This window comes from Streptomyces sp. NPDC015144 (assembly GCF_043079735.1).
Lineage (GTDB): Bacteria > Actinomycetota > Actinomycetes > Streptomycetales > Streptomycetaceae > Streptomyces.
Genome location: NZ_JBIBUU010000017.1, coordinates 36,715 through 58,646, shown reverse-complemented (window position 1 = coordinate 58,646; position 21,932 = coordinate 36,715). Strand labels below are relative to the sequence as shown.

The following is a 21,932-nucleotide window of genomic DNA, read 5'->3' as shown; positions in this document are numbered from 1 at the left end:
GACCTCTCCGTCCGGCGGATCAGACGGCGTGCGCGGTCAGCCGGGTGCCGTCCGTCGTCTGGACGGCGGCGCCGTCTGCGGCCCGCTCCGTCAGGCGGAGCTGCGAGATCGCGTTGCGCAGGACGAGCGTCCCGGCCGCCGTGTCGAGCTGCCAGCGCTGGGTGCGTGAGGCCGTGGAGCAGTCGCCGAGCGAGAGTTCGGCCCCCACTTCCAGCGGCGCCCCGAGGTACTTCCTGCCGCGCACCGCGTCCAGGCACTGATCCGTGCCGGCCGGGCGCACCGTGTAGTAGCCGTCGGAGGTCGCCGCCAGCGTCCAGGCGGTGGTGCCGCCCCGGACCAGTGACACCCCCGAACCGTCACCGGAGGCCAGGGACTTGGCGCCCGACGTCAGCCGGTACGTGCCGTCGGGCAGCGGGGTGCGGTCGGTGTTCGACCAGCCCGGGGCGTGGCCGATCCGGCGGGCCATCGCCTCGAAGCCGTCGTAGCTGTCGCTCGGCTTGGGGCCACCCCAGGTGGCCTGGGCCAGGAAACGCAGCGGCATGAACGTCTTGGCCTCCACCTCGTTCTCGGTCTCGGCCGCCGCGCTGTCCGGCCACAGACTGATCTTCGCCCCGGTGAGGCCGGCCGACCGCGCGGGCAGGGTCTCACCCTCGAAACGCAGCGGCGTCCAGTCGCTCTCGTAGAGCTCACGGGTACGGCTGGTGTAGCCGCCGCGCACCAGGTACAGGGCGTACGCGGAGTTCATGACCGGGCGGCCCTCGGCGAGCAGCGCGGACGGCTTCTGGATGGATCCGCCGCCCAGCCAGTGCTCGACGGTGATGTCGGGATCGAGCCGGACCACGCCGTTGCGGCCCATGAGGCCGTCGTTCCAGATCCGCAGCGACCGGCCGCCCGCCCGTACATGCGCGTCGACCTGGTTGACGAAGTCGACGAAGAGGTCGTCCGGGGTCGCGTCCGCGCCGAACCGCGCGGTCGCGGCGGCCTGGAGCTGGGGGTAGTCGGGGTAGGAGGAGCCGATCATGTACTCGTCCGCGCCCATGTGCCAGGAGCGGGTGTCCCACACCTCCAGCGCCTCGTCGACCAGCGAGGTGTAGTACGTGAGCGCCTCGGGCCGGGAGATGTCGAGGCGGGGCGGGGAGGAGACCCCGTCGCGGTCCTTGAGCTGGAGCTCCGGGTGGTTCTCCAGGTAGGTGTCCATGTGGCCGGGGGAGTTGATCTCCGGGACCAGTTCGACGTGGTACTTCTTCGCCAGCGCGACGAGGGCGCGGACCTGGGGCTTCGTGTAGTAGCCCCAGAAGGCGGACGCCGGGTCGGTGTCGCTCCTGACCTTGGCCTCGATCCACAACTGGTTGAGCTTCTGGGACGCCATGTCCTTGAGCAGCCGTTCGAACCAGGGAATCGACACATTGATGTAGCAGGCGCAGACGCCCACTCCGCGCTCCCGGTACGCGGGTACGTCGGTCGTGGTGCCGCGCGCGGCCCTGCCGTCGTCGTTCAGCAGCTGGAGCACGGTCCGGGAGCCGTAGAAGACGCCGGTGGAGGTCGCGGCGGTGACCGTGATCCGGTCCCCGACATCGAGCCGGTAGCCCTCCGTGCCCAGCGAGCTCTTCAGCGAGGGGTCCTGGCGCAGTACGACGTCCCCGCCCCGGGCCGCCGCGCCCCGCGTCACCGGGGCCCGGCCGGTGGCCAGCTCACCGGCGAACCGCCGGGCATCGGCGGTCGTCCGGCCGTCCCTCACCCCGGCCAGCACGATCCGGGTCCGGCCGGTCAGGGCGAACTCGCCCTCGGCGGGCTGCCACTGCCGTAGCGAGGGCAGTACCTCGGGTGGGGCAGCGGTGGTGGGGGAGTCCGTGGCCGAGGCGCTCTGCCAGGGCAGCAGTGCGGCGGCGAGCGCGACGACCAGGGCCCCGATGGTCCTTCGTCCTATCTTCTGCATGTCCATGCCCGAGACCCTGCTGGGCCCGCCGGGCGTCGGTCCATGGACAGGTGCGGCGAGCGCTTGGACGAATCGTCCGACGTCAGACCTGCCGAGGTTCAGGCCACGTCGACGACGGCGCCCGGTCCGCGGAAGGTGCGGCGGTACGCGTTCGGCGTGGTGCCCAGGGAGCGGACGAACTGGTGGCGCAGGGCGGCGGCGGTTCCGAAACCGGTGCGCCCGGCGATGGTGTCCACCGTCTCGTCGGACGTCTCCAGCAGGTGCTGCGCCAGGAGGACCCGCTGGCGCAGCAGCCAGCGGTACGGCGTCGTGCCGGTCTCCTGCTGGAAGCGGCGGGCGAAGGTGCGCGGCGACATGTGGGCCTGCGCGGCCAGTTGGTCGACGGTCATCTCCTCGTCGAGGTGGCGCTCCATCCAGACGAGCGTCTCGCCCACGGTGTCGCAGGAGGTGCGGGGCAGCGGCCGCTCGATGTACTGGGCCTGGCCGCCGTCCCGGTGCGGCGGCACCACCATGCGGCGGGCGATGGCGTTGGCGGCGTCCGGCCCGTAGGACTGCCGGATCAGATGCAGGCAGGCGTCGATCCCGGCGGCGGTTCCGGCCGAGGTGATGATCTGGCCCTCGTCCACGTACAGCACGTCGGGCTCGACGACGGCCCGCGGGTAGCGGCGGGCCAGCTCCTCGGTGTGCCGCCAGTGGGTGGTGCAGCGGCGCCCGTCCAGCAGCCCGGCCGCGCCGAGCACGTACGCGCCGGAGCAGACGCTCAGCACCCGGGCGCCCCGGTCCACCGCCCGGCGCAGCGCGTCCAGGGCATCCTCGGGGTACTCCCGGTCCACGTAGTGGCCGCCGGCCGGGATGGCGATCAGGTCGGCCTCCTCCAGGCGGTCGAGGCCGTGCGGTGTGCTGAGGGTGAAACCGGCGTGGGTGCGCAGCACCGGTCCCTCGGCCGAGACCACCGCGAAGTCGTGGAACGGCAGCCCCTCGTCACTGCGGTCGAGCCCGAAGACCTCGCACAGCACCCCCAGCTCGAAGGGGTGGACCTCGTCCAGCAGCAGTGCGGCGACATTGTTCAGCATGGCACCAGTGTGGCAGTAATTCGATGCTCTATGACAGTCCTGCCACTGCCGCGATCCTTCGGCGAGGGCGAGAGTGGAGCCATGACCGCAATCGAGAACGTACTCGGCATCTCCGCACTCATCGTTCTTTTCCTGGCACCCACCCTGGCCGGGCTCGCCCGGGAGCGCCGCATCGACCGCGAGCTGCGCGCCGCGGAGGCCCCGGCCCCCGCCCCCGCCCCGAGACGCCCGTACGTCAGAAGCTGGGCCCGCGTCTGATGCCGTGTCCGGGGCCACCGCCCCGAGTCCCCCGTACAGCAGAAGGCCGGTCCCGCCGCGTACCCGGCGGGACCGGCCTCTTCCACGTCCTGCCGGCCTAGAAGTCGTCGTCGAAGGAGACGGACCCCTCCACCGCCACCTGGTAGGCGGACGGGCGGCGCTCGAAGAAGTTCGTCAGCTCCTGCACGCCCTGCAGCTCCATGAACGAGAACGGGTTCTCCGAGCCGTAGACCGCCGGGAAGCCCAGCCGGGTCAGGCGCTGGTCGGCGACGCACTCCAGGTACTGCCGCATCGAGTCGGTGTTCATGCCCGGCAGCCCGTCGCCGCACAGGTCGCGGCCGAACTGGAGCTCCGCCGCCACGGCCTCCTTCAGCATGTCGGTGACCTGCTGCTGGAGCTCGTCGTCGAAGAGGTCCGGCTCCTCCTTGCGGACGGTGTCCACCACTTCGAACGCGAAGTTCATGTGCATCGTCTCGTCCCGGAACACCCAGTTGGTGCCGGTGGCCAGACCGTGCAGCAGACCCCGCGAGCGGAACCAGTAGACGTACGCGAACGCGCCATAGAAGAACAGCCCCTCGATGCACGCCGCGAAGCAGATCAGGTTGAGCAGGAAGCGGCGGCGGTCGGCCTTCGTCTCCAGCCGCTCGATCTTCTCGACCGAGTCCATCCACTTGAAGCAGAACTGGGCCTTCTCACGGATCGAGGGGATCTCCTCGACCGCGTCGAACGCCGCCGCCCGGTCCTCCGGATCGGGCAGATAGGTGTCCAGCAGCGTCAGATAGAACTGGACGTGCACGGCCTCCTCGAAGAGCTGCCGCGACAGGTACAGCCGCGCCTCGGGGGAGTTGATGTGCTTGTACAGCGTCAGCACGAGGTTGTTGGAGACGATCGAGTCACCGGTCGCGAAGAACGCGACGAGCCGCCCGATCATGTGCTGCTCGCCCGGCGACAGCTTGGCCAGGTCGGCGACGTCGGAGTGGAGGTCGACCTCCTCCACCGTCCAGGTGTTCTTGATCGCGTCCCGGTAGCGCTCGTAGAAGTCCGGGTAGCGCATCGGACGCAGGGTCAGCTCGAAACCCGGGTCCAGCAGGTTCTTCTCGGAGTGGGTGGAGCTCATTACTGGCATGCCTCGCAGGACTCGGGGTTTTCGAGGGAGCAGGCGATCGCGTCCGCGTCGGGTGCCGACGCCTGCTGTACGGGAAGGGGGGCGGCGGCCGCGGCCTGGCCGGAGGCCGCGCGGGCGATCCGGGTCGCCGGGCGCGAGCGCAGGTAGTACGTCGTCTTCAGCCCCTGCTTCCAGGCGTACGCGTACATCGAGGAGAGCTTGCCGATCGTCGGCGTCTCCAGGAACAGGTTCAGCGACTGGCTCTGGTCCAGGAACGGGGTACGGGCCGCCGCCATGTCGATCAGGCCGCGCTGCGGGATCTCCCATGCGGTGCGGTACAGCGCCCGCACGTCCTCGGGGATCCAGGCGAAGCCCTGCACCGAGCCGCTCGCCTCGCGCAGCGCCTCACGGGTCCGCGCGTCCCACACGCCGAGCTGCTTCAGCTCCTCCACCAGGTACGCGTTGACCTGGAGGAACTCACCGCTGAGCGTCTCGCGCTTGAAGAGGTTGGAGACCTGCGGCTCGATGCACTCGTACACCCCGGCGATCGAGGCGATCGTCGCGGTCGGCGCGATGGCCAGCAGCAGCGAGTTGCGCATGCCGGACTTCGCGACCCGGGCGCGCAGCGCCTCCCAGCGCTCCGGCCAGGTCAGCCCGGTGTCGTAGTGGTCGGGGTGCAGCACCCCGCGCGCTGCACGCGTCCGCTCCCAGGCGGGCAGCGGGCCCGAGCGCTCGGCGAGCTCGCAGGACGCCTCGTAGGCGGCGAGCATGATCCGCTCGGAGATCCGGGTGGAGAGCGCGCGGGCCTCCGGCGAGTCGAACGGCAGCCGCAGCTGGAAGAAGACGTCCTGGAGCCCCATGGCGCCCAGGCCCACCGGGCGCCACTGGGCGTTGGAGCGGCCCGCCTGCTCGGTCGGGTAGAAGTTGATGTCGACGACCCGGTCCAGGAAGGTCACCGCGGTGCGGACGGTGGCGTCCAGCCGCTCCCAGTCGATGGAGCCGCCGGCGACGAACGCGCCGAGGTTGACCGAGCCCAGGTTGCAGACGGCGGTCTCGCCGTCGTCGGTGACCTCCAGGATCTCGGTGCACAGGTTCGACGAGTGGACGACGCTGCCCGGCTCGGCGGTCTGGTTCGCGGTCCGGTTGGAGGCGTCCTTGAAGGTCATCCAGCCCTGGCCGGTCTGGGCGAGGGTGCGCATCATCCGGCCGTACAGCTCGCGGGCCGGGAGCGTCCGGCGGGCCAGCCCCTTCGCCTCGGCGGCCCGGTACGCGGCGTCGAACGCGTCGCCCCACAGGTCGACCAGGTCGGGCACGTCGACCGGGGAGAACAGCGACCACTCGCCGTCCGCCTCGACCCGGCGCATGAACTCGTCCGGCACCCAGTGCGCCAGATTCAGGTTGTGCGTGCGCCGCTGGTCCTCGCCCGTGTTGTCGCGCAGCTCCAGGAACTCCTCGATGTCCGCGTGCCAGGTCTCCAGGTAGACGGCGGCGGCGCCCTTGCGGCGGCCCCCCTGGTTGACGGCGGCGACCGAGGCGTCCAGCGTCTTGAGGAACGGCACGATGCCGTTGGAGTGCCCGTTGGTGCCGCGGATCAGCGAACCGCGCGAGCGGATACGGGAGTACGAGAGGCCGATGCCGCCCGCGTGCTTCGAGAGCCGGGCCACCTGGTGGTAGCGGTCGTAGATCGAGTCCAGCTCGTCCAGCGGCGAGTCCAGCAGGTAGCAGGAGGACATCTGCGGGTGCCGGGTACCGGAGTTGAACAGGGTGGGGGAGGAGGGCAGGTAGTCGAGCCGGCTCATCAGCCCGTACAGCGCCGCCACCTCGTCCAGGGCGCGCTGCGACTCGTCCTCGGCGAGCCCGGACGCCACCCGGAGCATGAAGTGCTGCGGGGTCTCGACGACCTGGCGGGTGTGCGGGTGGCGCAGCAGGTAGCGGCTGTGCAGGGTGCGCAGCCCGAAGTAGCCGAAGCGGTCGTCCGCGCCGTCGGCCAGGGACTGGTCCACCAGCGCGTCCAGCGCCTGTGCGTGCCGGGCGACGAAGGCGGCGGTGCGGTCCGCGATCAGGCCCTCGCGGTGCCCCACGGCGACCGATGCGGAGAAGGAGACCGCGCCCTGGCCCGCCGCCTCGTCCGCGATGGCGAGGGTCAGCAGGCGGGCGGCCAGCCGGGAGTACGCGGGGTCCTCGGAGATCAGGCCCGCGGCCGCCTCGGTGGCCAGCGAACGCAGCTCCGCCTCGTCCGCCCGCGCGCTGCGGCCGCGCAGGGCGGCGGCGGCGACCCGGCCGGGGTCGGTGTCGGGCAGATCGGCGGTGAGGGCGGTCAGGGTCCGCAGCAGCGCCGCTCCGGGACCGTCCTGTGCGGCTGCCTCGGACTCGACGGACGCGGCGACTGAAGCCGGATCGGCTGGCGCGATGGTCACGTGTTGCTCTCCCACGCTCGGCTCGGGGCCGGCGGGGGAACGGGGCAGCCCGCGGAGGACGCACCCGGGCCGGGGCAGCACTCCGCGCGGCGTCCACCGGCCCAACCGCGAGGCCCGGACGTCTGGGCATCCGGTTCGGTCGAGCCGGATGCGCTGTCGGCAGGTCCTCGGACTGGCTCGGGTGCGCAAAAGCGCACGGGATACACCGTTGCGGGACAGTTCCGGATTCGCACCGGATTCCCCTGCGACGACAGCGAGGATGAGCATACATGTGGGGGCCGCCCGATGAGGCAGCCCCCACATGTTGTGTCGTACGACGCAGGATCAGGCCGCTTCCGCAACGGTGGGCGGCCCGCCCCCGCCCCTCGGGAAGGGGCGGGAACGGGCCGTGGAGGCCCGGTGACGGGCCCTGCCGGAGGGTGTTCCCGGGGCGCCGGGAAGCGGGCCGTCAGTGGCCGCCGGGAGCCCCCGCGGTGGCCGGCGGAAGCTCCGCCCGCACGCCCGGGTCGCCCGCGTCGGCCGTGTAGTCGGCCGGCGAGGTCTCGTCCGTACCGGCGGGCGCCTTCACGGCGTTCAGGACGAAGGTCAGCACCACCGTCACGACCACGTTCAGCACGAACGCGGTGAGGCCGATGTAGCCGATCTCGCCGATGCCGGGGATCTCCGCCGACGAACCGCCGAAGTGCTTCTGGGTCGGCGAGGCGACCCCGTACGCGGCGACCGTCCCGTACACCATGCCGACCGCCCAGCCTGCGAGCAGCGCCCAGCGGTGGAACCAGCGGGTGAACAGCCCGCCGACCAGGGCCGGCATCGTCTGGAGGATCCAGATCCCGCCGAGGAGCTGGAAGTTGATCGCGACGGTCTTGTCCATGGTGAGGACGAAGGCCAGCGCACCGACCTTGACCAGCAGCGACACCAGCTTGGAGACCTTGGTCTCCTGCTCCGGGGTGGCGTCGGGCCTCAGGAAGTCCTTGTAGATGTTGCGGGTGAAGAGGTTCGCCGCGGCGATCGACATGATGGCGGCGGGCACCAGCGCGCCGATGCCGATCGCGGCGAAGGCCACCCCCGCGAACCAGTCCGGGAACATGTTCTCGAACAGCTGCGGGATGGCGAGCTGCCCGTTGTCCACCTTGATCCCGGCGGCGATCGCCATGAAGCCGAGCAGCGCCAGCAGGCCCAGCATCAGCGAGTACAGCGGCAGGATCGTGGTGTTGCGCCGGATCACGTTGCGGCTGCGGCTGGAGAGCGTCGCCGTGATGGAGTGCGGATACATGAACAGCGCCAGCGCCGAGCCCAGCGCCAGGGTCGCGTACCCCCACTGGCCGGCCTCGCCCGGGGCGAGCGCGCCGCGCGGCTTGCCGGTGGCCGGACTGGTCTCGGAGAACGCCTCGCCCGCCTTGGCGAAGATGTCGTGGAAGCCGCCCAGCTTGATCGGGATGTAGATGATCGCCACGGCGATGACCAGGTAGATCAGCCCGTCCTTGACGAACGCGATCAGCGCGGGCGCGCGCAGCCCGGACGAGTAGGTGTACGCGGCGAGCACCGCGAACGCGAGCAGCAGCGGCAGGTCCTTGACGAACCAGTGCGTGTTCTCGCCGCCGCCGACGCCCATCACGTCCAGCACCGCCTGGATGCCGACGAGTTGGAGCGCGATGTACGGCATGGTGGCGAGGATGCCGGTGACGGCGACCGCCAGCGACAGCCCCTTCGAGCCGAACCGCCCGCGGACGAAGTCCGAGGTGGTGACGTAGCCGTGCTTGTGCGAGACCGACCACAGCCGGGGCAGGAAGGTGAAGATCAGCGGGTACACCAGGATCGTGTACGGAACGGCGAAGAAACCCGCCGCGCCCGCCGCGTAGATCGCCGCCGGTACGGCGACGAAGGTGTACGCCGTGTACAGGTCGCCGCCGAGCAGGAACCAGGTCACCCAGGTGCCGAACGAGCGCCCGCCCAGCCCCCATTCGTCGAGGCTGGCCTCGTTCTCGGCCCTGCGCCAGCGGGCGGCCAGGAAGCCCATGACCGTGACGGCCACGAAGAAGAAGATGAAGACGCCGAGCGCGACGCCGTTCACGCCGTCCTTCATGCGCGCTCACCCCCCTTGCGGGCGCGCTGGTCGCGCTGCCACAGCTTGTACGCGACCATCGTGAGCGCGGTGGAGATCAGCACCCAGAGCATCTGGTACCAGTAGAAGAACGGGATACCGATGAAGGTGGGGTCCACCTTCGCGTACGAACCCACCCAGAGCATCGCCACGAACGGCGCGACCAGACAGAGCGCGACGACCACTCTGACCGGTGTGATGGTGGGCGGTTTTCCCTCTGGTTCCACGGACATGCGGCGACTCCGTCCCCTCGCTGATCACCCTGTAATGCGCAGGAAATCTAGGGGAGGTTCCGGTCACCGTCACCCCCCGTCCGCATTGCGGTCCGACAACGGTCCGACCGGTTGGTACGTATGTGTGAGATCGCGTCATACGTACGGGAGTTGGTCCGTACCAGGGCAGCCGAAAGGCCCCTGCGGAGTGGTGCGCTCCACAGGGGCCCGAGGGTGGTGACGGGGGAAGGGGTGGCCGGAATTAGCCTCCCGTCCGCCGGAATCAGTCGATGGGCCGCTTGAGTCGCGCCACGAACTTGTACCGGTCGCCGCGGTAGACCGAGCGCACCCACTCCACCGGCTCGCCCCGCCCGTCCAGCGAGTGCCGGGAGAGCATCAGCATCGGCAGGCCCACGTCGGTGCCGAGCAGCCCGGCCTCGCGCGGGGTGGCCAGCGAGGTCTCGATGGTCTCCTCGGCCTCGGCCAGCCGCACGTCGTAGACCTCGGCCAGCGCGGTGTAGAGAGAGGTGTACTTCACCAGGGAGCGGCGGAGTGCCGGGAAGCGCTTGGCCGAAAGGTGCGTGGTCTCGATCGCCATCGGCTCGCCGCTGGCCAGCCGGAGCCGCTCGATCCGCAGCACCCGCCCGCCGGTGGTGATGTCGAGCAGCCCGGCGAGGGTGTCGTCGGCCGTCACATAGCCGATGTCCAGCAGCTGGGACGTCGGTTCCAGCCCCTGGGCGCGCATGTCCTCGGTGTACGAGGTGAGTTGGAGGGCCTGTGAGACCTTCGGCTTGGCGACGAAGGTGCCCTTGCCCTGGATGCGCTCCAGTCGGCCCTCGACGACCAGTTCCTGGAGCGCCTGGCGCACGGTGGTGCGCGAGGTGTCGAACTCGGCGGCCAGGGTCCGCTCCGGGGGCACGGGGGTGCCCGGCGGCATGGTGTCCGTCATGTCCAGCAGATGTCGCTTCAGCCGGTAGTACTTCGGGACGCGTGCCGTGCGTGTGGCCGCGCCCGTCTCGTTCTCCGTACTGCCCCCGTCGGCACCCATGGTCCGCCTTCCCGACGCTTGCGTTGCTGCCGTCACCGGCTCCTCCGTCTGTCGCGGCTCACATGGTGGCACGGTCCGGTCACGGCTGGTCGCCCTCCCTTAGGTGTCGGTCCTATAACGGACGCGAGTGCACTTCTTATACACCCTTGACACCCCAAAAGGTCTAGGCCAAGCTCCCGGTACTGGTCTAAACCATTAAAGACCAGGTCCAGCCCCAGCAGTACTCGTCGAATGTCTTCGCGGTGGGCGGGGTTGCAGTATCCCTGAGGAGGGTTTGGCGTGAAGCGCAAGCTCATCGCGGCGATCGGCGTCGCGGGCATGATGATCGGCCTCGCCGCGTGTGGGTCCGACGACGGCGGAGACAGCGGCAAGAAGGCCGGTCCCGACGCCTACAAGGGTCAGACGCTGACCGTCTGGACGATGTCCGGCTCGAACCCCGACGGATGGACCAAGAAGGTCACCGAGGAGTTCGAGAAGAAGACCAAGGCCAAGCTGAAGATCGAAGTCCAGGACTGGAACGGCATCCAGCAGAAGGTCACCACCGCCCTCTCGGAGTCCAACCCGCCGGACGTCCTGGAGATCGGCAACACCCAGACCCCGGCCTACGCCAAGACCGGCGGCCTCGCCGACCTCGGCGACCTCAAGAAGGAGATCGGCTCCGCCTGGGCCGACGGCGTCAACCAGCCCTCCATCTACGACGGCAAGCAGTACGCCCTGCCGTGGTACGTGGGCAACCGCGTCGTCATGTACAACAAGAAGGTCTTCAAGGACGCCGGCATCACCGAGACGCCGAAGACCCGCGCCGACCTCTTCAAGGCCTTCGAGGCCATCGAGAAGAAGGGCGACGCCGAGCCGATCTACCTGCCCGGCCAGAACTGGTACTTCTTCGACGGCCTGCTCGTCGGCAAGGACGTCTCCCCGGTCAAGAAGGAAGGCGACAAGTACGTCTCCAACCTGGCCGACCCGAAGGTCGCCGAGGCCATGGATGTGTACAAGAAGTACCAGTCCTACTCCAAGGCCCCCAAGGACAAGGACGAGGCCACCCCGCAGCAGGCCGAGGTCTTCGCCAAGGGCAAGACCGGCGCCATCATCGCCATGGGCTACGAGGCCGGCACCGCCATCAAGGCCAACCCGAAGCTCAAGGACGACATCGGCTTCTTCACCATCCCCGGTGAGACCGCCGACAAGCCCGAGGGCGTCTTCCTCGGCGGCTCCAACCTCGCCGTGGCCGCGGGCAGCAAGAAGCAGGACCTGGCCAAGGAGTTCCTGAAGATCGCGCTCTCCGAGGAGAACGACGGCGCGCTCATCAAGGAGGCCGGCTGGTCCCCCAAGAACGACGCCATGCAGAAGTACACCGTCGGTCAGCCCGCCGCCGAGGCCGCCGGCCCCGCCGCCGCCAAGTCCGGTGGCACCACGCCGCTGATCCCGGAGTGGGCGCCGGTCGAGAACCCGCCGAACCCGATCAAGACCTACATGACGCTGGTCCTGCAGGGTAAGTCGCCCGCCGACGCCGCCAAGCAGGTCGAGGGCGAGCTCAACAAGCGCCTCAGCCAGCAGCAGTAGTTCGCAGCTAGCGCGTCCCGCGCCGGGGGCGGCGGGTTCCGACCCGCCGCCCCCGGCCGTACGCATCGTTCCGTGTAGGGCTTTGTTGGAAGAGATGGCGAGCATGGCAGTGCAGACCGATCCCTCGGACGTGGCCGGGACGGCCGCGGGCCGCGGCCGGGACGGAATACCACCCGTCGGGCAGCACGGGGGGAAGAAGCGGAGAGTGGGTATCGGCGCCGCGCCGTACCTGCTGATGGTTCCCGCGCTCGCGGTGACGGCGATCTTCCTCGGGTATCCCCTGGTGAAGAACGCCATGCTGTCGTTCCAGAACCTCAACATGGGGCAGCTGATCCAGCATGTCACCGAGTGGAACGGCTTCAAGAACTACCAGGAGATCCTCACCGGTGAGGACTTCTGGAGGGTAACCCTCCGCACGATCGTGTTCACCGCCGCCAACGTCGCGCTGATCATGATCATCGGTACCCTGGTCGGCCTGCTGCTCGCCCGCCTCGGCAAGAAGATGCGGTTCACCTTGCTGATCGGCCTGGTGCTCGCCTGGGCCATGCCGATCGTGGCGGCGTCCACCGTCTACCAGTGGCTCTTCGCCTCCCGCTTCGGCGTGGTCAACTACGTGCTGGACAAGCTCGGCTGGCACTCGATGGCCGACTTCAACTGGACCGGATCGCAGTTCTCCACGTTCTTCGTGGTCACCCTGATGATCGTCTGGCAGTCCATCCCGTTCGTGGCGATCAACCTCTACGCGGCGACCACGACCATCCCCAAGGAGCTCTACGAGGCTGCCTCCCTGGACGGCGCCGGCAGCTGGAAGAGTTTCACCTCGGTGACCATGCCGTTCCTGCGGCCCTTCCTCTACGCCACGACCTTCCTCGAGGTCATCTGGGTCTTCAAGGCGTTCCCGCAGATCTTCACCATCAGTGAGGGCGGCCCCAACCGCCTCACCGAGACCCTGCCGATCTACGCCTTCGTCGAAGGTGTCGGCAACCAGCACTACGGCATGGGCGCGGCGATCTCGCTGCTCACCATCCTGATCATGCTGGGGCTGACCTCGTACTACCTCCGCATCGTTCTCAAGCAAGAGGAGGACGAGCTGTGAAGCGCTCACTGTTCGGCCGCATCTGGCCCAACGCCCTCGCCCTCATCCTCTTCGTCGGGCTGGTCTTCCCCGTCTACTGGATGTTCAGCACGGCCTTCAAGCCGACCGGCGACATCATCACCGAGACCCCGGTCTGGTTCCCCACCGAGATCACCTTCGAGCACTTCAAGACCGCGTACAACGCGCCGAACTTCCTGACCCTGGTCGGGAACTCGCTGACGGTCACCCTGCTCGCCGTGTCCTTCTCGCTGATCATCGCGCTCTTCGCGTCGTTCGCACTGGCCCGCATGCGTTTCAAGGGCCGCAAGGGCATGATCCTCGTCTTCATGATCGCTCAGATGGCGCCCTGGGAAGTCATGGTCATCGCGATCTATCTCCTGGTGCGCGACGCGGACATGCTCAACAGCCTGGTTCCGCTGACGCTCTTCTACATGGTGATGGTGCTCCCCTTCACGATCCTCACGCTCCGCGGCTACGTTGCCGCGGTGCCCAAGGAACTGGAGGAGTCCGCCATGGTCGACGGCTGTACCCGCCCGCAGGCCTTCATCAAGGTCATCCTGCCGCTGCTCGCCCCCGGCCTGATGGCCACCTCGCTCTTCGGCTTCATCACCGCGTGGAACGAGTTCCCGCTGGTCCTCATCCTCAACAAGGACCCCGAGGCCAAGACGCTGCCGCTCTGGCTGTCCCAGTTCCAGAGCCAGTTCGGCGACGACTGGGGCGCCACCATGGCGGCCGCCTCGATCTTCGCCATCCCGATCCTGATCCTCTTCGTCTTCCTGCAGCGCAAGGCCGTCAGCGGCCTCACCGACGGCGCCGTGAAGGGATAACGCAGTCATGACCACCTCGATATCCGCCACGGACACCGTCACCCGCGACGCGCTCGCCGTCCTCCAGCCCGGATTCACCGGCACCACCGCCCCCGAGTGGGTGCTGCGCCGGGTCGACGAGGGCCTCGCCTCCGTCGCCCTCTTCGGCCGCAACATCCAGACGGCCGAGCAGGTCACCGCGCTCACCGCCCAGCTTAGGGCCGAGCGCGAGGACCTCCTCGTCGCGATCGACGAGGAGGGCGGCGACGTCACCCGCCTGGAGGTCCGCACCGGCTCCTCCTTCCCCGGCAACCTCGCCCTCGGCCACGTCGACGACCTCGGGCTGACCCGCGAGGTCGCCCGGGAACTCGGCCGCCGGCTCGCCGAGTGCGGCGTCAACCTCAACTGGGCGCCCTCCGCCGACGTCAACTCCAACCCGGGCAACCCGATCATCGGCGTACGCGCCTTCGGCGCCGACACCGAGCTGGTGGCCCGGCACACCGCCGCGTACATCGAGGGCCTCCAGTCCTCCGGCGTCGCCGCCTGCACCAAGCACTTCCCGGGGCACGGCGACACCGCGATCGACTCGCACCACGCGATGCCGCGTATCGACGTCGACCTGGAGACCCTGCACGCCCGCGAGCTGGTGCCGTTCCGGGCGGCCATCGCGGCCGGCTCCAAGTGCGTGATGAGCGCGCACATCCTGCTGCCGGCACTCGACCCGGACCGCCCCGCCACCGTCAGCCCGCAGATCCTCACCGGCCTGCTCCGCCAGGAGCTGGGCTACGACGGACTGATCGTCACCGACGCCGTGGAGATGCAGGCCATCGCCGCGACCTACGGCATCGAGCAGGGCTCCGTCCTCGCCATCGCGGCGGGCGCCGACGCGCTCTGCGTCGGCGGCGGCCTGGAGGACGAGGGCACCGTGGTGCGGCTGCGCGACGCGCTGGTCCGCGCGGTGCACAGCGGCGAACTCGCCGAGGAGCGGCTCGCGGACGCGGCCGCCCGGGTCCGCGCCCTGGCGGCCTGGACGCGGCAGGCCGGGCGGGCCGGTACGGAATCGGGTGCGGCAGTGCAGGAGGGGACCGCGCCCGCCTCCGACATCGGCCTGGTCGCCGCCCGCCGGGCGGTCCTGGTGACCGGCTCGGCCGCCCCGCTGACCGCGCCCGCGTACGTCGCCGCCCTCACCTCCGCGTCGAACATCGCGGTCGGCGACGAGACCCCCTGGGGCGTCGCCGCCGAGCTGGCCCGGCTGGTGCCCGGCACGGAGACCGGCACGTACAGCGCCGAGACCGAGGACCCGGCCGGGGCCGTGCTCCGGGCCGCGGGGGAGCGGCCGCTGGTCGTCGTCGTCCGTGACGTCCACCGCCACGCCTGGATGGCCGAGACGCTCGACGCCCTGGTGGCGCGGCGCCCCGACACCGTCGTCGTCGAGATGGGCGTACCGCAGGCGGCCCCCAGGGGCGCCCTGCACATCGCCACCCACGGCGCGGCCCGCGTCTGCGGCCTGGCCGCGGCCGAGGTCATCGTCCGCGGCACCGGCGGCCGGGCGGCCTGAGCTCGGGGCGTGGCGCGGGCACGGGGGGTCGCGCCACGCCCCGCACGACAGTCGAAGGCCCGGGGCCGCCCAGCGTGGGCGGCCCCGGGCCTTCGTGGTCGTCCGGAAGTCCTACAGCCCCTGCCACGACGGCTTCGCCGCGTACGTGGCACGGAAATAGTCCGCCAGCTTCAGCTTCGACGCGGCGGCCTCGTCGACCACCACCGTCGCGTGCGGGTGCAGCTGGAGCGCCGAGGCGGGCACGATCGAGGCGACGGGCCCCTCCACCGTCTGCGCCACGGCGTCCGCCTTGCCCTCGCCGGTGGCGAGCAGGATCGGGTGGCGGGCCTCCAGGATGGTGCCGATGCCCTGGGTGATCACGTGGTGCGGCACCTGCGTGATGTCGTTGTCGAAGAAGCGCGCGTTGTCGATCCGGGTCTGCTCGGTGAGCGTCTTGATCCGGGTGCGGGAGGCGAGCGAGGAGCACGGCTCGTTGAAGCCGATGTGCCCGTCGGTGCCGATCCCGAGGAGCTGGAGGTCCACCCCGCCGGCCTCGGCGAGCGCCTTGTCGTACGCGAGACAGGCCGCCTGGACGTCCTCGGCGGCGCCGTCCGGACCCATGAAGGACTCCTGGGACAGGCCGAGCGGTTCGACGACCTCGCGCAGCACCACCGAGCGGTAGGACTCGGGGTGGCCGGCCGGCAGGCCCACGTACTCGTCGAGCTGGCAGATACGGGCGCGCGAGGCGTCCACGGCGCCGGAGCGGACCTTGGCCGCCAGCGCCTGGTAGATGGGCAGCGGGGTAGAGCCGGTGGCAACGCCGAGAAGGGCGTCGGGCTTGCGGCTCAGCAGGGCACCGATGGCCTCCGCGATGAGTTCGCCGCCTGCCTGGGCGTCCGGGACGATGACAACTTCCACGCGGGGCCTGCCGATCTGAAGAGTTGAGTCAGGTGGTATAGACCAATCGGTTCCAATTTAGCAGACCACGGCAACGCGGGCGCGGTGGATGTGCCTGTTCCCGCGGCGGATTTCATGGAGTGGGACGGCCGGGAACGGCTCGGCGGCGGGGCGGGGGCCGGAGGGCCGGACGGCCCCGGAAACACCCGCGGGCCACGGCGCCGGGACAGGACCCTCAGCCTGTCCGGCACCGCAGCCCGGAGTAGGGCCGTCCGTCACGGACGGTCCGGTTCGGCCGGCGGTGTGCGGTTGCCCCCGGCCGGGGAGAGGCACCGACGCGGTCAGGGCAGAGAGCGCGGTACCTCGATCCACTCTCCTGTGCGGGGAGAGTGGAAGATCTGTCTCCAGCATTGTGGACTAGACCATTAGCTGTGTCCATCCGTCCGGGCGCCGAAATTTCGGCTTCTTCCCCGGCACGTACGGGGGAGTCGTCCGGTTCGGAATGATCGCTCCCGCGCGGGTACGCTCGCACATGTGCCCTCCATGAACGATCTCGTCCGCCAGCACACAGCCCTCGGTGACACCGACCTGGAGTGGCTGCACCTGCTGGTCTCGGAGTGGCAGTTGCTCTCCGACCTGTCCTTCGCCGACCTCGTGCTCTGGGTGCCCACCCGGGACGGTACCCGCTATGTGTCCGTGGCCCAGATGCGTCCCAACACCGGCCCGACCTCCTACCAGGACGACATGGTCGGCCATCTGGTGCCGCGCGGCCGCCGCCCGATGCTGGACGCGGCCCTGGACGAGGGCCGGATCGTCCGCGAGGGCGACCCGGAGTGGCGCGAGGAGGTGCCGGTCCGGGTCGAGTCGATCCCGGTGCGCAGGGAGGGCCGGGTGCTCGGGGTGATCGCCCGCAACACCAACCTCCTCACCGTCCGGACCCCCTCCCGGCTGGAGCTCACCTATCTCCAGTCGGCCTCCGACCTGGCCCAGATGATCGCGGCCGGCGCCTTCCCCTTCCCGGACCAGCAGGTCGACATGGACGCCTCGCCGCGCGTCGGCGACGGACTGATCCGGCTCGACGCCGACGGGGTCGTCCAGTACGCCAGCCCCAACGGCCTCTCCGCGTACCACCGTCTCGGCCTCGCCTCCGACCTGGTCGGCCACCACCTGGGCTCCATCACCGCCGAACTCGCGCCCTCCCGGGGCCCGGTGGACGAAGCCCTGGTCAAGATGGCCAGCGGCTACGCGCCCCGGGAGTTCGAGGTCGAGTGCGAGGGCGGGGTGATCCAGCTGAGGACGATCCCGCTCAAGCCCAAGGGCGCCCGCATCGGCTCCCTGGTCCTGCTCCGGGACGTCACCGAACTCCGCCGTCGTGAGCGCGAGTTGATCACCAAGGACGCCACCATCCGGGAGATCCACCACCGGGTGAAGAACAACCTCCAGACCGTGGCGGCCCTTCTGCGCCTCCAAGCCCGCCGGATGGATTCCGTGCGCGGTCGCGAGGCGCTCAACGAGGCGGTACGGCGCGTCGGTTCGATCGCCATCGTCCATGAGACGCTGTCCCAGAATCTGGACGAGCGGGTGGAGTTCGACGACATCGCCGACCGGGTCATCGCGATGGTCGCCGAGATCTCCCCGGGCAAGGTCACCTGTCGCCGCACGGGACGCTTCGGCATCCTGGACGCCGAAGTGGCCACCCCGCTGGCGATGGTGCTCACGGAGGTCCTGCAGAACGCCCTGGAGCACGCCTTCACGCTCGCCGAGTCCGGCACGGTGGAGGTCTCCGCGGTGCGTGGCGGCTCTTCGACCACCGGTGCCCGGCTGCTGATCACCGTCCAGGACGACGGCTGCGGGCTGCCCGAGGGCTTCGACCCGCAGCGCGCCGGGAACCTCGGGCTCCAGATCGTCCGGACGCTGGTGGAGGGTGAGTTGGGCGGCACCTTCGGCATGGTCCCCGCCCCCGGGCGCGGCACCCAGGTCGTCCTCGACATCCCGGTCCGCTCCGCCAAGTAACCCCTGCCACCTGCCCGTTCACCGTTCCGTACGGACGGGCGGGCGCCAACACAGCAGTGAGCCCGGACCGTTGTGACGGTCCGGGCTCACTGGTCAAGCGTGCGCTTCGGGGGGTACTGCGCGCTGCGACTCGGGGGGCGGGGTGGTGCGTACGCGCTGTACGCGCCGCCTGGCTGAGGCTCGAAGCGGTGGCGTCGGTCAGGCGCTGGCGTTACGCGCCCGGTTGCGAGCGGCGCGGCGCTTCATCGCACGGCGCTCGTCCTCGCTGAGGCCACCCCAGACGCCGGAGTCCTGGCCGGACTCGAGCGCCCACTGCAGGCACTGCTCCATGACGGGGCAGCGACGGCAGACGGCCTTGGCTTCCTCGATCTGCAGCAGCGCAGGACCGGTGTTGCCGATGGGGAAGAACAGCTCGGGGTCTTCCTCACGACAAACGGCGTTGTGACGCCAGTCCATGGCTGCTACCTCTCCTTGGTATTGCATACTCTTGCTTGTGAATGTGAACGCTTTCACGAATCCCCCCGCAGGTGACGGGCCGACGCCCAGATGAACTGGTTGTGGTCCTGTGCAGTAGAGGAGGGGTTCTGGCTCTCAGTGGAGGCCGGTGTTGCGGGCCGTCCCGATCGCCATGTAGAGATTCGCAAACCTCAGCGGCGGATACAACCCCTTCTGGAAAGTTTTTTTTGATTCCTCGGTGTCGACTAGGTCACAGCCGTACTTCCATGGGGTGGATCCCAGTCCAAACGTTCGAGTTAAAGGACTTTGGTCCCTTCGACTCACACAATCACACGCAGTGCACGGCGTACGCCTGTGAACGTCACACTTGTACGCACTCCCAGGTGGTCACCGTCCATCTGGAAGGGGAGCGGAACCTTTGAATGCAAGGTGAAGTCCGTGAGGTCGTGAAGTGAAACGGCGTGCTTTCCGGACGGGCCCTTTTCCGGACTCGATGTGAGCAGCTGGGTGCCGTACCGGGCGACCGCGGGAGTGGAGAGCCGCTTCAGCCCGAGCACGTCCAGGCCGGTGTCGAACGTGGCCTTGGGGGAGGCGTACAGGGGGCGATTTCCCAGGTAGGACCAGGGGGCGGTGTTCGAGATTATCGAGAGTGCAAGATCCGTCACCGGTTCGTGGCCCGGGGTTTCCAGCGTCATCACGCCCTGCCGGCGGTGCGGCTCGTCGAAGAACTGCCGGACCACCTGGCGTACGTAGAGCGCGTGCGTGGAACGCTTGCCGCGTTCCCGCTGCTGTTCGACCCGGCCGACCACGCCCGCGTCGAATCCCATTCCGGCGCAGAAAGTGAACCAGCGTTCCGGTACGGATTCGTCCTCCGTGCCGGGCGTACCGGAAGCCAGGCCGAGGCCGACCGTGCGTTCGGTCCGGTTGGCGAGCGCGTCCAGAATCGCTCCGGTCGCCTCCACCGCGTCATTGGGCAGGCCCAGGGCGCGCGCGAAGACATTGGTGGAACCCCCGGGCACCACCGCGAGGCGCGGCAGCCGGTCCAGCTCCGGGCCGTTGTGGAGGAGCCCGTTGACCACCTCGTTGACCGTGCCGTCGCCGCCCAGCGCCACCACCAGGTCGATGTCGTCGCCCTCCGCCGCCTGCCGGCCCAGGTCCCGGGCGTGCCCCCGGTACTCCGTGGTCACGGCCTCCAGCTTCATCTCGCTGGCCAGCGCGTGGATGAGTACGTCGCGGGTCCGCGCACTGGTGGTGGTAGCTGCCGGATTGACCACGAGAAGTGCGCGCATGACCGCCAGACTACCTACCGCGCGGTATCGCTCTGAAGTCCTTCCCCATGACGTTTACGCTCCGTGACGACATGGGTGCCACCGGGCGAACCCTTCACCGGTTTCCGTGTCGATCCCGACCCCGGCTTCGCTTCCCCGCCGCCGGGATGCCAACCTGCAAGGGTGAGTACTGAGCAGAACACGCCCGCATCGACGCCTCTGCCGAGGCTCGAACCGGCGAAGCCGAGCAGGATCACTCTCGTCGCCGCGCTCACCGCGCTGGAAGGGGCGGCCCTCGCCATCGGCGGGATCTACATGCTGGTCATGGGGCTGCTGGGCCGCCCCGAGAGCCCCCAGCAGGCGGAGACCGGCGGGCTGACGCTGATCGCGCTCGCCGTGATCCCGCTGGCCGCCGCCCGGGGCCTGCTGCGGCGGCGCAGCTGGAGCCGGGGTCCCGCGCTCATCACGCAGATCATCGCGCTCCCCGTGGTCTGGACACTGCTGCGCTCGCACGGCGTGCTGATCCCGGCCGGCATCGTCCTGGCCGCGGTGAGCCTGACCGCCCTCTTCCAGCTGGTCAGGCCCGCCACCATCGAGGCCCTCGGCATCCGCCGCCCCGGCTAGGGGCCTTTTGTTCGGGTCTGGCCGGATTTGGGAGCGAACGCCGGCGCCGCCCCGTCCCTGGCGGGACGGGGCGGCGCCGGACGTCGCGGAACGGGGTCGTCCCGTCACTCCTCGACGAGCAGCCGCTCGCGCAGCTGCGCCAGCGTGCGCGCCAGCAGCCGCGAGACGTGCATCTGCGAGATGCCGACCTCCTGCGCGATCTGTGACTGGGTCATGTTGCCGAAGAAGCGCAGCAGCAGGATCCGCTTCTCGCGCGGCGGCAGGTCCTCCAGCAGCGGTTTGAGCGACTCCCGGTACTCGACCCCCTCCAGGGCCTCGTCCTCGGAGCCCAGCGTGTCCGCGACCGCGGGGGACTCGTCGTCCGTGTCCGGCACGTCCAGCGAGAGCGTGCTGTACGCGTTGGCCGACTCCAGCCCCTCCAGCACCTCCTCCTCGGAGATGCCCAGCCGCTCCGCCAGCTCGTGGACCGTGGGCGAGCGGCCGTGCAGCTGGGAGAGCTCGGCGGTGGCCGTGGTCAGCGAGAGCCGCAGCTCCTGGAGGCGGCGCGGCACCCGCACCGCCCAACCCTTGTCGCGGAAGTGGCGCTTGATCTCGCCGACGACCGTGGGGGTCGCGTACGTGGAGAACTCCACACCGCGGTCCGGGTCGAACCGGTCCACCGACTTGATCAGGCCGATCGTGGCGACCTGGGTCAGATCGTCCAGCGGCTCGCCCCGGTTGCGGAAGCGGCGGGCCAGGTGCTCGACGAGCGGCAGGTGCATCCGCACCAGCCGGTTGCGCAGCTCCGCCTTCTCGGGCGAGCCGTCGGGCAGTGCCCGCAGCTCGATGAAGAGTGCCCGCGCCGCGCTGCGGTCGTGTGGATCGTGGTGCCCGTGCTCGCTCATCTGGCCTGCCCGCTCCGCCTGCGACTGCTCCACCGCGACCGTACGGCCCACCGGCCCGTCCGCCCCGTCCTCCGGGTGCGGCAGGGCCTGTTGCTCCGGGATGCCTGCTGCTCGCACCACCCCTGGTCGCGTCGATTCGTCCCGCACAGGACCGTCCCCGTTCCCGTTGCTCACGCCGGCCCGGGGCCCGCGCCGCGCTGCTTGTAGAGGCTGATGCTGACCGTACGGTCGTCGGCGACCGAGGAGTCGACCTTCCCGGCCAGTGCGGAGAGCACCGTCCAGGCGAAGGTGTCGCGCTCCGGCGCCCGTCCGTCCGTGGTGGGGGCCGACACCGTGACTTCGAGGGAATCCTCGACGAGCCGGAAGACGCAGCTGAGGACGGACCCCGGCACGGCCTGCTGAAGCAGGATCGCGCAGGCCTCGTCGACCGCGATGCGAAGATCCTCGATCTCGTCGAGCGTGAAGTCCAAGCGCGCTGCAAGACCGGCCGTGGCCGTCCGCAGCACCGACAGGTAGGCACCCGCAGCGGGCAGCCGGACCTCCACGAAGTCCTGATTCCCGGGCTCGCCTGCGATCTGGGACACCCTCACCTCCAAGGTGGCACAAACTCTTTCGAGGATCCGGGAAGGGTGCCCCGG

The 21,932-nt window shown here is 69.8% G+C and carries 19 protein-coding genes and 1 riboswitch; of the genes, 7 read left to right on the top strand and 12 right to left on the bottom strand.

All coding sequences use genetic code 11. The annotated features are described in order from the left end of the window. Window positions 1-19 precede the first annotated feature (19 nt). A complete protein-coding gene (locus ACF08W_RS25965; RefSeq protein WP_392280700.1) occupies window positions 20-1,942 on the bottom strand; it encodes a family 20 glycosylhydrolase in 1,923 nt (640 codons plus the stop codon). A 92-nt stretch (window positions 1,943-2,034) separates the two neighbouring features. Then, window positions 2,035-3,009, bottom strand: coding sequence for a helix-turn-helix domain-containing protein (locus ACF08W_RS25960; RefSeq protein ID WP_352278388.1), 975 nt, complete (start codon window positions 3,007-3,009; stop codon window positions 2,035-2,037). 81 nt (window positions 3,010-3,090) lie between these two features. On the opposite strand from ACF08W_RS25960, the gene ACF08W_RS25955 reads away from it, so the two are divergent. Continuing rightward, entirely contained in the window at window positions 3,091-3,267 is a 177-nt protein-coding gene (locus ACF08W_RS25955) for a hypothetical protein (protein WP_352278389.1), read from the top strand. 97 nt (window positions 3,268-3,364) lie between these two features. On the opposite strand, the gene ACF08W_RS25950 is transcribed toward ACF08W_RS25955, so the two are convergent. From ACF08W_RS25950 to ACF08W_RS25930, 5 genes are all read right to left on the bottom strand, one after another. Next, window positions 3,365-4,384 carry a ribonucleotide-diphosphate reductase subunit beta gene (locus ACF08W_RS25950; RefSeq protein ID WP_385218330.1) on the bottom strand — a complete coding sequence of 340 codons (1,020 nt, stop codon included), beginning with the start codon at window positions 4,382-4,384 and terminating at the stop codon, window positions 3,365-3,367. Beyond that, on the bottom strand, window positions 4,384-6,789 hold the full coding sequence (locus ACF08W_RS25945; RefSeq protein WP_392280699.1) for a ribonucleoside-diphosphate reductase subunit alpha: 2,406 nt from the start codon (window positions 6,787-6,789) through the stop codon (window positions 4,384-4,386). Before ACF08W_RS25945 ends, ACF08W_RS25950 begins: the two co-directional genes overlap by 1 nt. 140 nt (window positions 6,790-6,929) lie before the next feature. After that, window positions 6,930-7,056: riboswitch (cobalamin riboswitch) on the bottom strand. A gap of 181 nt (window positions 7,057-7,237) precedes the next feature. Continuing rightward, on the bottom strand, window positions 7,238-8,872 hold the full coding sequence (gene mctP / locus ACF08W_RS25940) for a monocarboxylate uptake permease MctP (RefSeq protein ID WP_352278393.1): 1,635 nt from the start codon (window positions 8,870-8,872) through the stop codon (window positions 7,238-7,240). Continuing rightward, window positions 8,869-9,123 (bottom strand): DUF3311 domain-containing protein, encoded by a 255-nt coding sequence (locus ACF08W_RS25935; RefSeq protein ID WP_392280698.1) that lies wholly within the window; start codon window positions 9,121-9,123, stop codon window positions 8,869-8,871. Before ACF08W_RS25935 ends, mctP begins: the two co-directional genes overlap by 4 nt. 262 nt (window positions 9,124-9,385) lie before the next feature. Further along, window positions 9,386-10,150 (bottom strand): GntR family transcriptional regulator, encoded by a 765-nt coding sequence (locus tag ACF08W_RS25930; protein ID WP_385218324.1) that lies wholly within the window; start codon window positions 10,148-10,150, stop codon window positions 9,386-9,388. A 279-nt stretch (window positions 10,151-10,429) separates the two neighbouring features. On the opposite strand from ACF08W_RS25930, the gene ACF08W_RS25925 reads away from it, so the two are divergent. The 4 genes from ACF08W_RS25925 (at window position 10,430) to ACF08W_RS25910 (ending at window position 15,173) form a co-directional block, all read left to right on the top strand. After that, window positions 10,430-11,713: an extracellular solute-binding protein gene (locus tag ACF08W_RS25925; RefSeq protein ID WP_352278398.1), complete on the top strand. Its 1,284-nt coding sequence runs from the start codon at window positions 10,430-10,432 to the stop codon at window positions 11,711-11,713. Between the two features lie 103 nt (window positions 11,714-11,816). Beyond that, window positions 11,817-12,809 carry a sugar ABC transporter permease gene (locus tag ACF08W_RS25920; protein ID WP_352278400.1) on the top strand — a complete coding sequence of 331 codons (993 nt, stop codon included), beginning with the start codon at window positions 11,817-11,819 and terminating at the stop codon, window positions 12,807-12,809. Continuing rightward, window positions 12,806-13,636 carry a carbohydrate ABC transporter permease gene (locus tag ACF08W_RS25915; protein WP_352278402.1) on the top strand — a complete coding sequence of 277 codons (831 nt, stop codon included), beginning with the start codon at window positions 12,806-12,808 and terminating at the stop codon, window positions 13,634-13,636. Before ACF08W_RS25920 ends, ACF08W_RS25915 begins: the two co-directional genes overlap by 4 nt. 7 nt (window positions 13,637-13,643) lie before the next feature. Beyond that, complete coding sequence (locus ACF08W_RS25910; RefSeq protein WP_385218312.1) at window positions 13,644-15,173, top strand: glycoside hydrolase family 3 protein; 1,530 nt, start codon at window positions 13,644-13,646, stop codon at window positions 15,171-15,173. Window positions 15,174-15,284: 111 nt separating this feature from the next. On the opposite strand, the gene nagB is transcribed toward ACF08W_RS25910, so the two are convergent. After that, a complete protein-coding gene (nagB, locus tag ACF08W_RS25905; protein ID WP_352278405.1) occupies window positions 15,285-16,070 on the bottom strand; it encodes a glucosamine-6-phosphate deaminase in 786 nt (261 codons plus the stop codon). A 522-nt stretch (window positions 16,071-16,592) separates the two neighbouring features. On the opposite strand from nagB, the gene ACF08W_RS25900 reads away from it, so the two are divergent. Continuing rightward, a complete protein-coding gene (locus tag ACF08W_RS25900) occupies window positions 16,593-18,062 on the top strand; it encodes a histidine kinase N-terminal domain-containing protein (protein WP_352278407.1) in 1,470 nt (489 codons plus the stop codon). A 198-nt stretch (window positions 18,063-18,260) separates the two neighbouring features. Here the strand turns inward: ACF08W_RS25900 and ACF08W_RS25895 are convergent, their stop codons facing one another. Next, entirely contained in the window at window positions 18,261-18,518 is a 258-nt protein-coding gene (locus tag ACF08W_RS25895; RefSeq protein WP_003953983.1) for a WhiB family transcriptional regulator, read from the bottom strand. Between the two features lie 320 nt (window positions 18,519-18,838). After that, complete coding sequence (locus ACF08W_RS25890; protein ID WP_352278408.1) at window positions 18,839-19,807, bottom strand: diacylglycerol kinase family protein; 969 nt, start codon at window positions 19,805-19,807, stop codon at window positions 18,839-18,841. A gap of 294 nt (window positions 19,808-20,101) precedes the next feature. Between ACF08W_RS25890 and ACF08W_RS25885 the strand changes: the two genes are divergently transcribed. Next, the gene (locus tag ACF08W_RS25885; protein ID WP_385218333.1) at window positions 20,102-20,410 is read left to right on the top strand and encodes a hypothetical protein; all 309 of its coding nucleotides are present in this window, start codon (window positions 20,102-20,104) and stop codon (window positions 20,408-20,410) included. A 104-nt stretch (window positions 20,411-20,514) separates the two neighbouring features. Here the strand turns inward: ACF08W_RS25885 and ACF08W_RS25880 are convergent, their stop codons facing one another. Beyond that, window positions 20,515-21,441: an RNA polymerase sigma factor SigF gene (locus ACF08W_RS25880; protein ID WP_385217518.1), complete on the bottom strand. Its 927-nt coding sequence runs from the start codon at window positions 21,439-21,441 to the stop codon at window positions 20,515-20,517. A gap of 23 nt (window positions 21,442-21,464) precedes the next feature. Further along, a complete protein-coding gene (locus ACF08W_RS25875; RefSeq protein WP_148839137.1) occupies window positions 21,465-21,878 on the bottom strand; it encodes an anti-sigma regulatory factor in 414 nt (137 codons plus the stop codon). Between the last annotated feature and the right edge of the window lie 54 nt (window positions 21,879-21,932).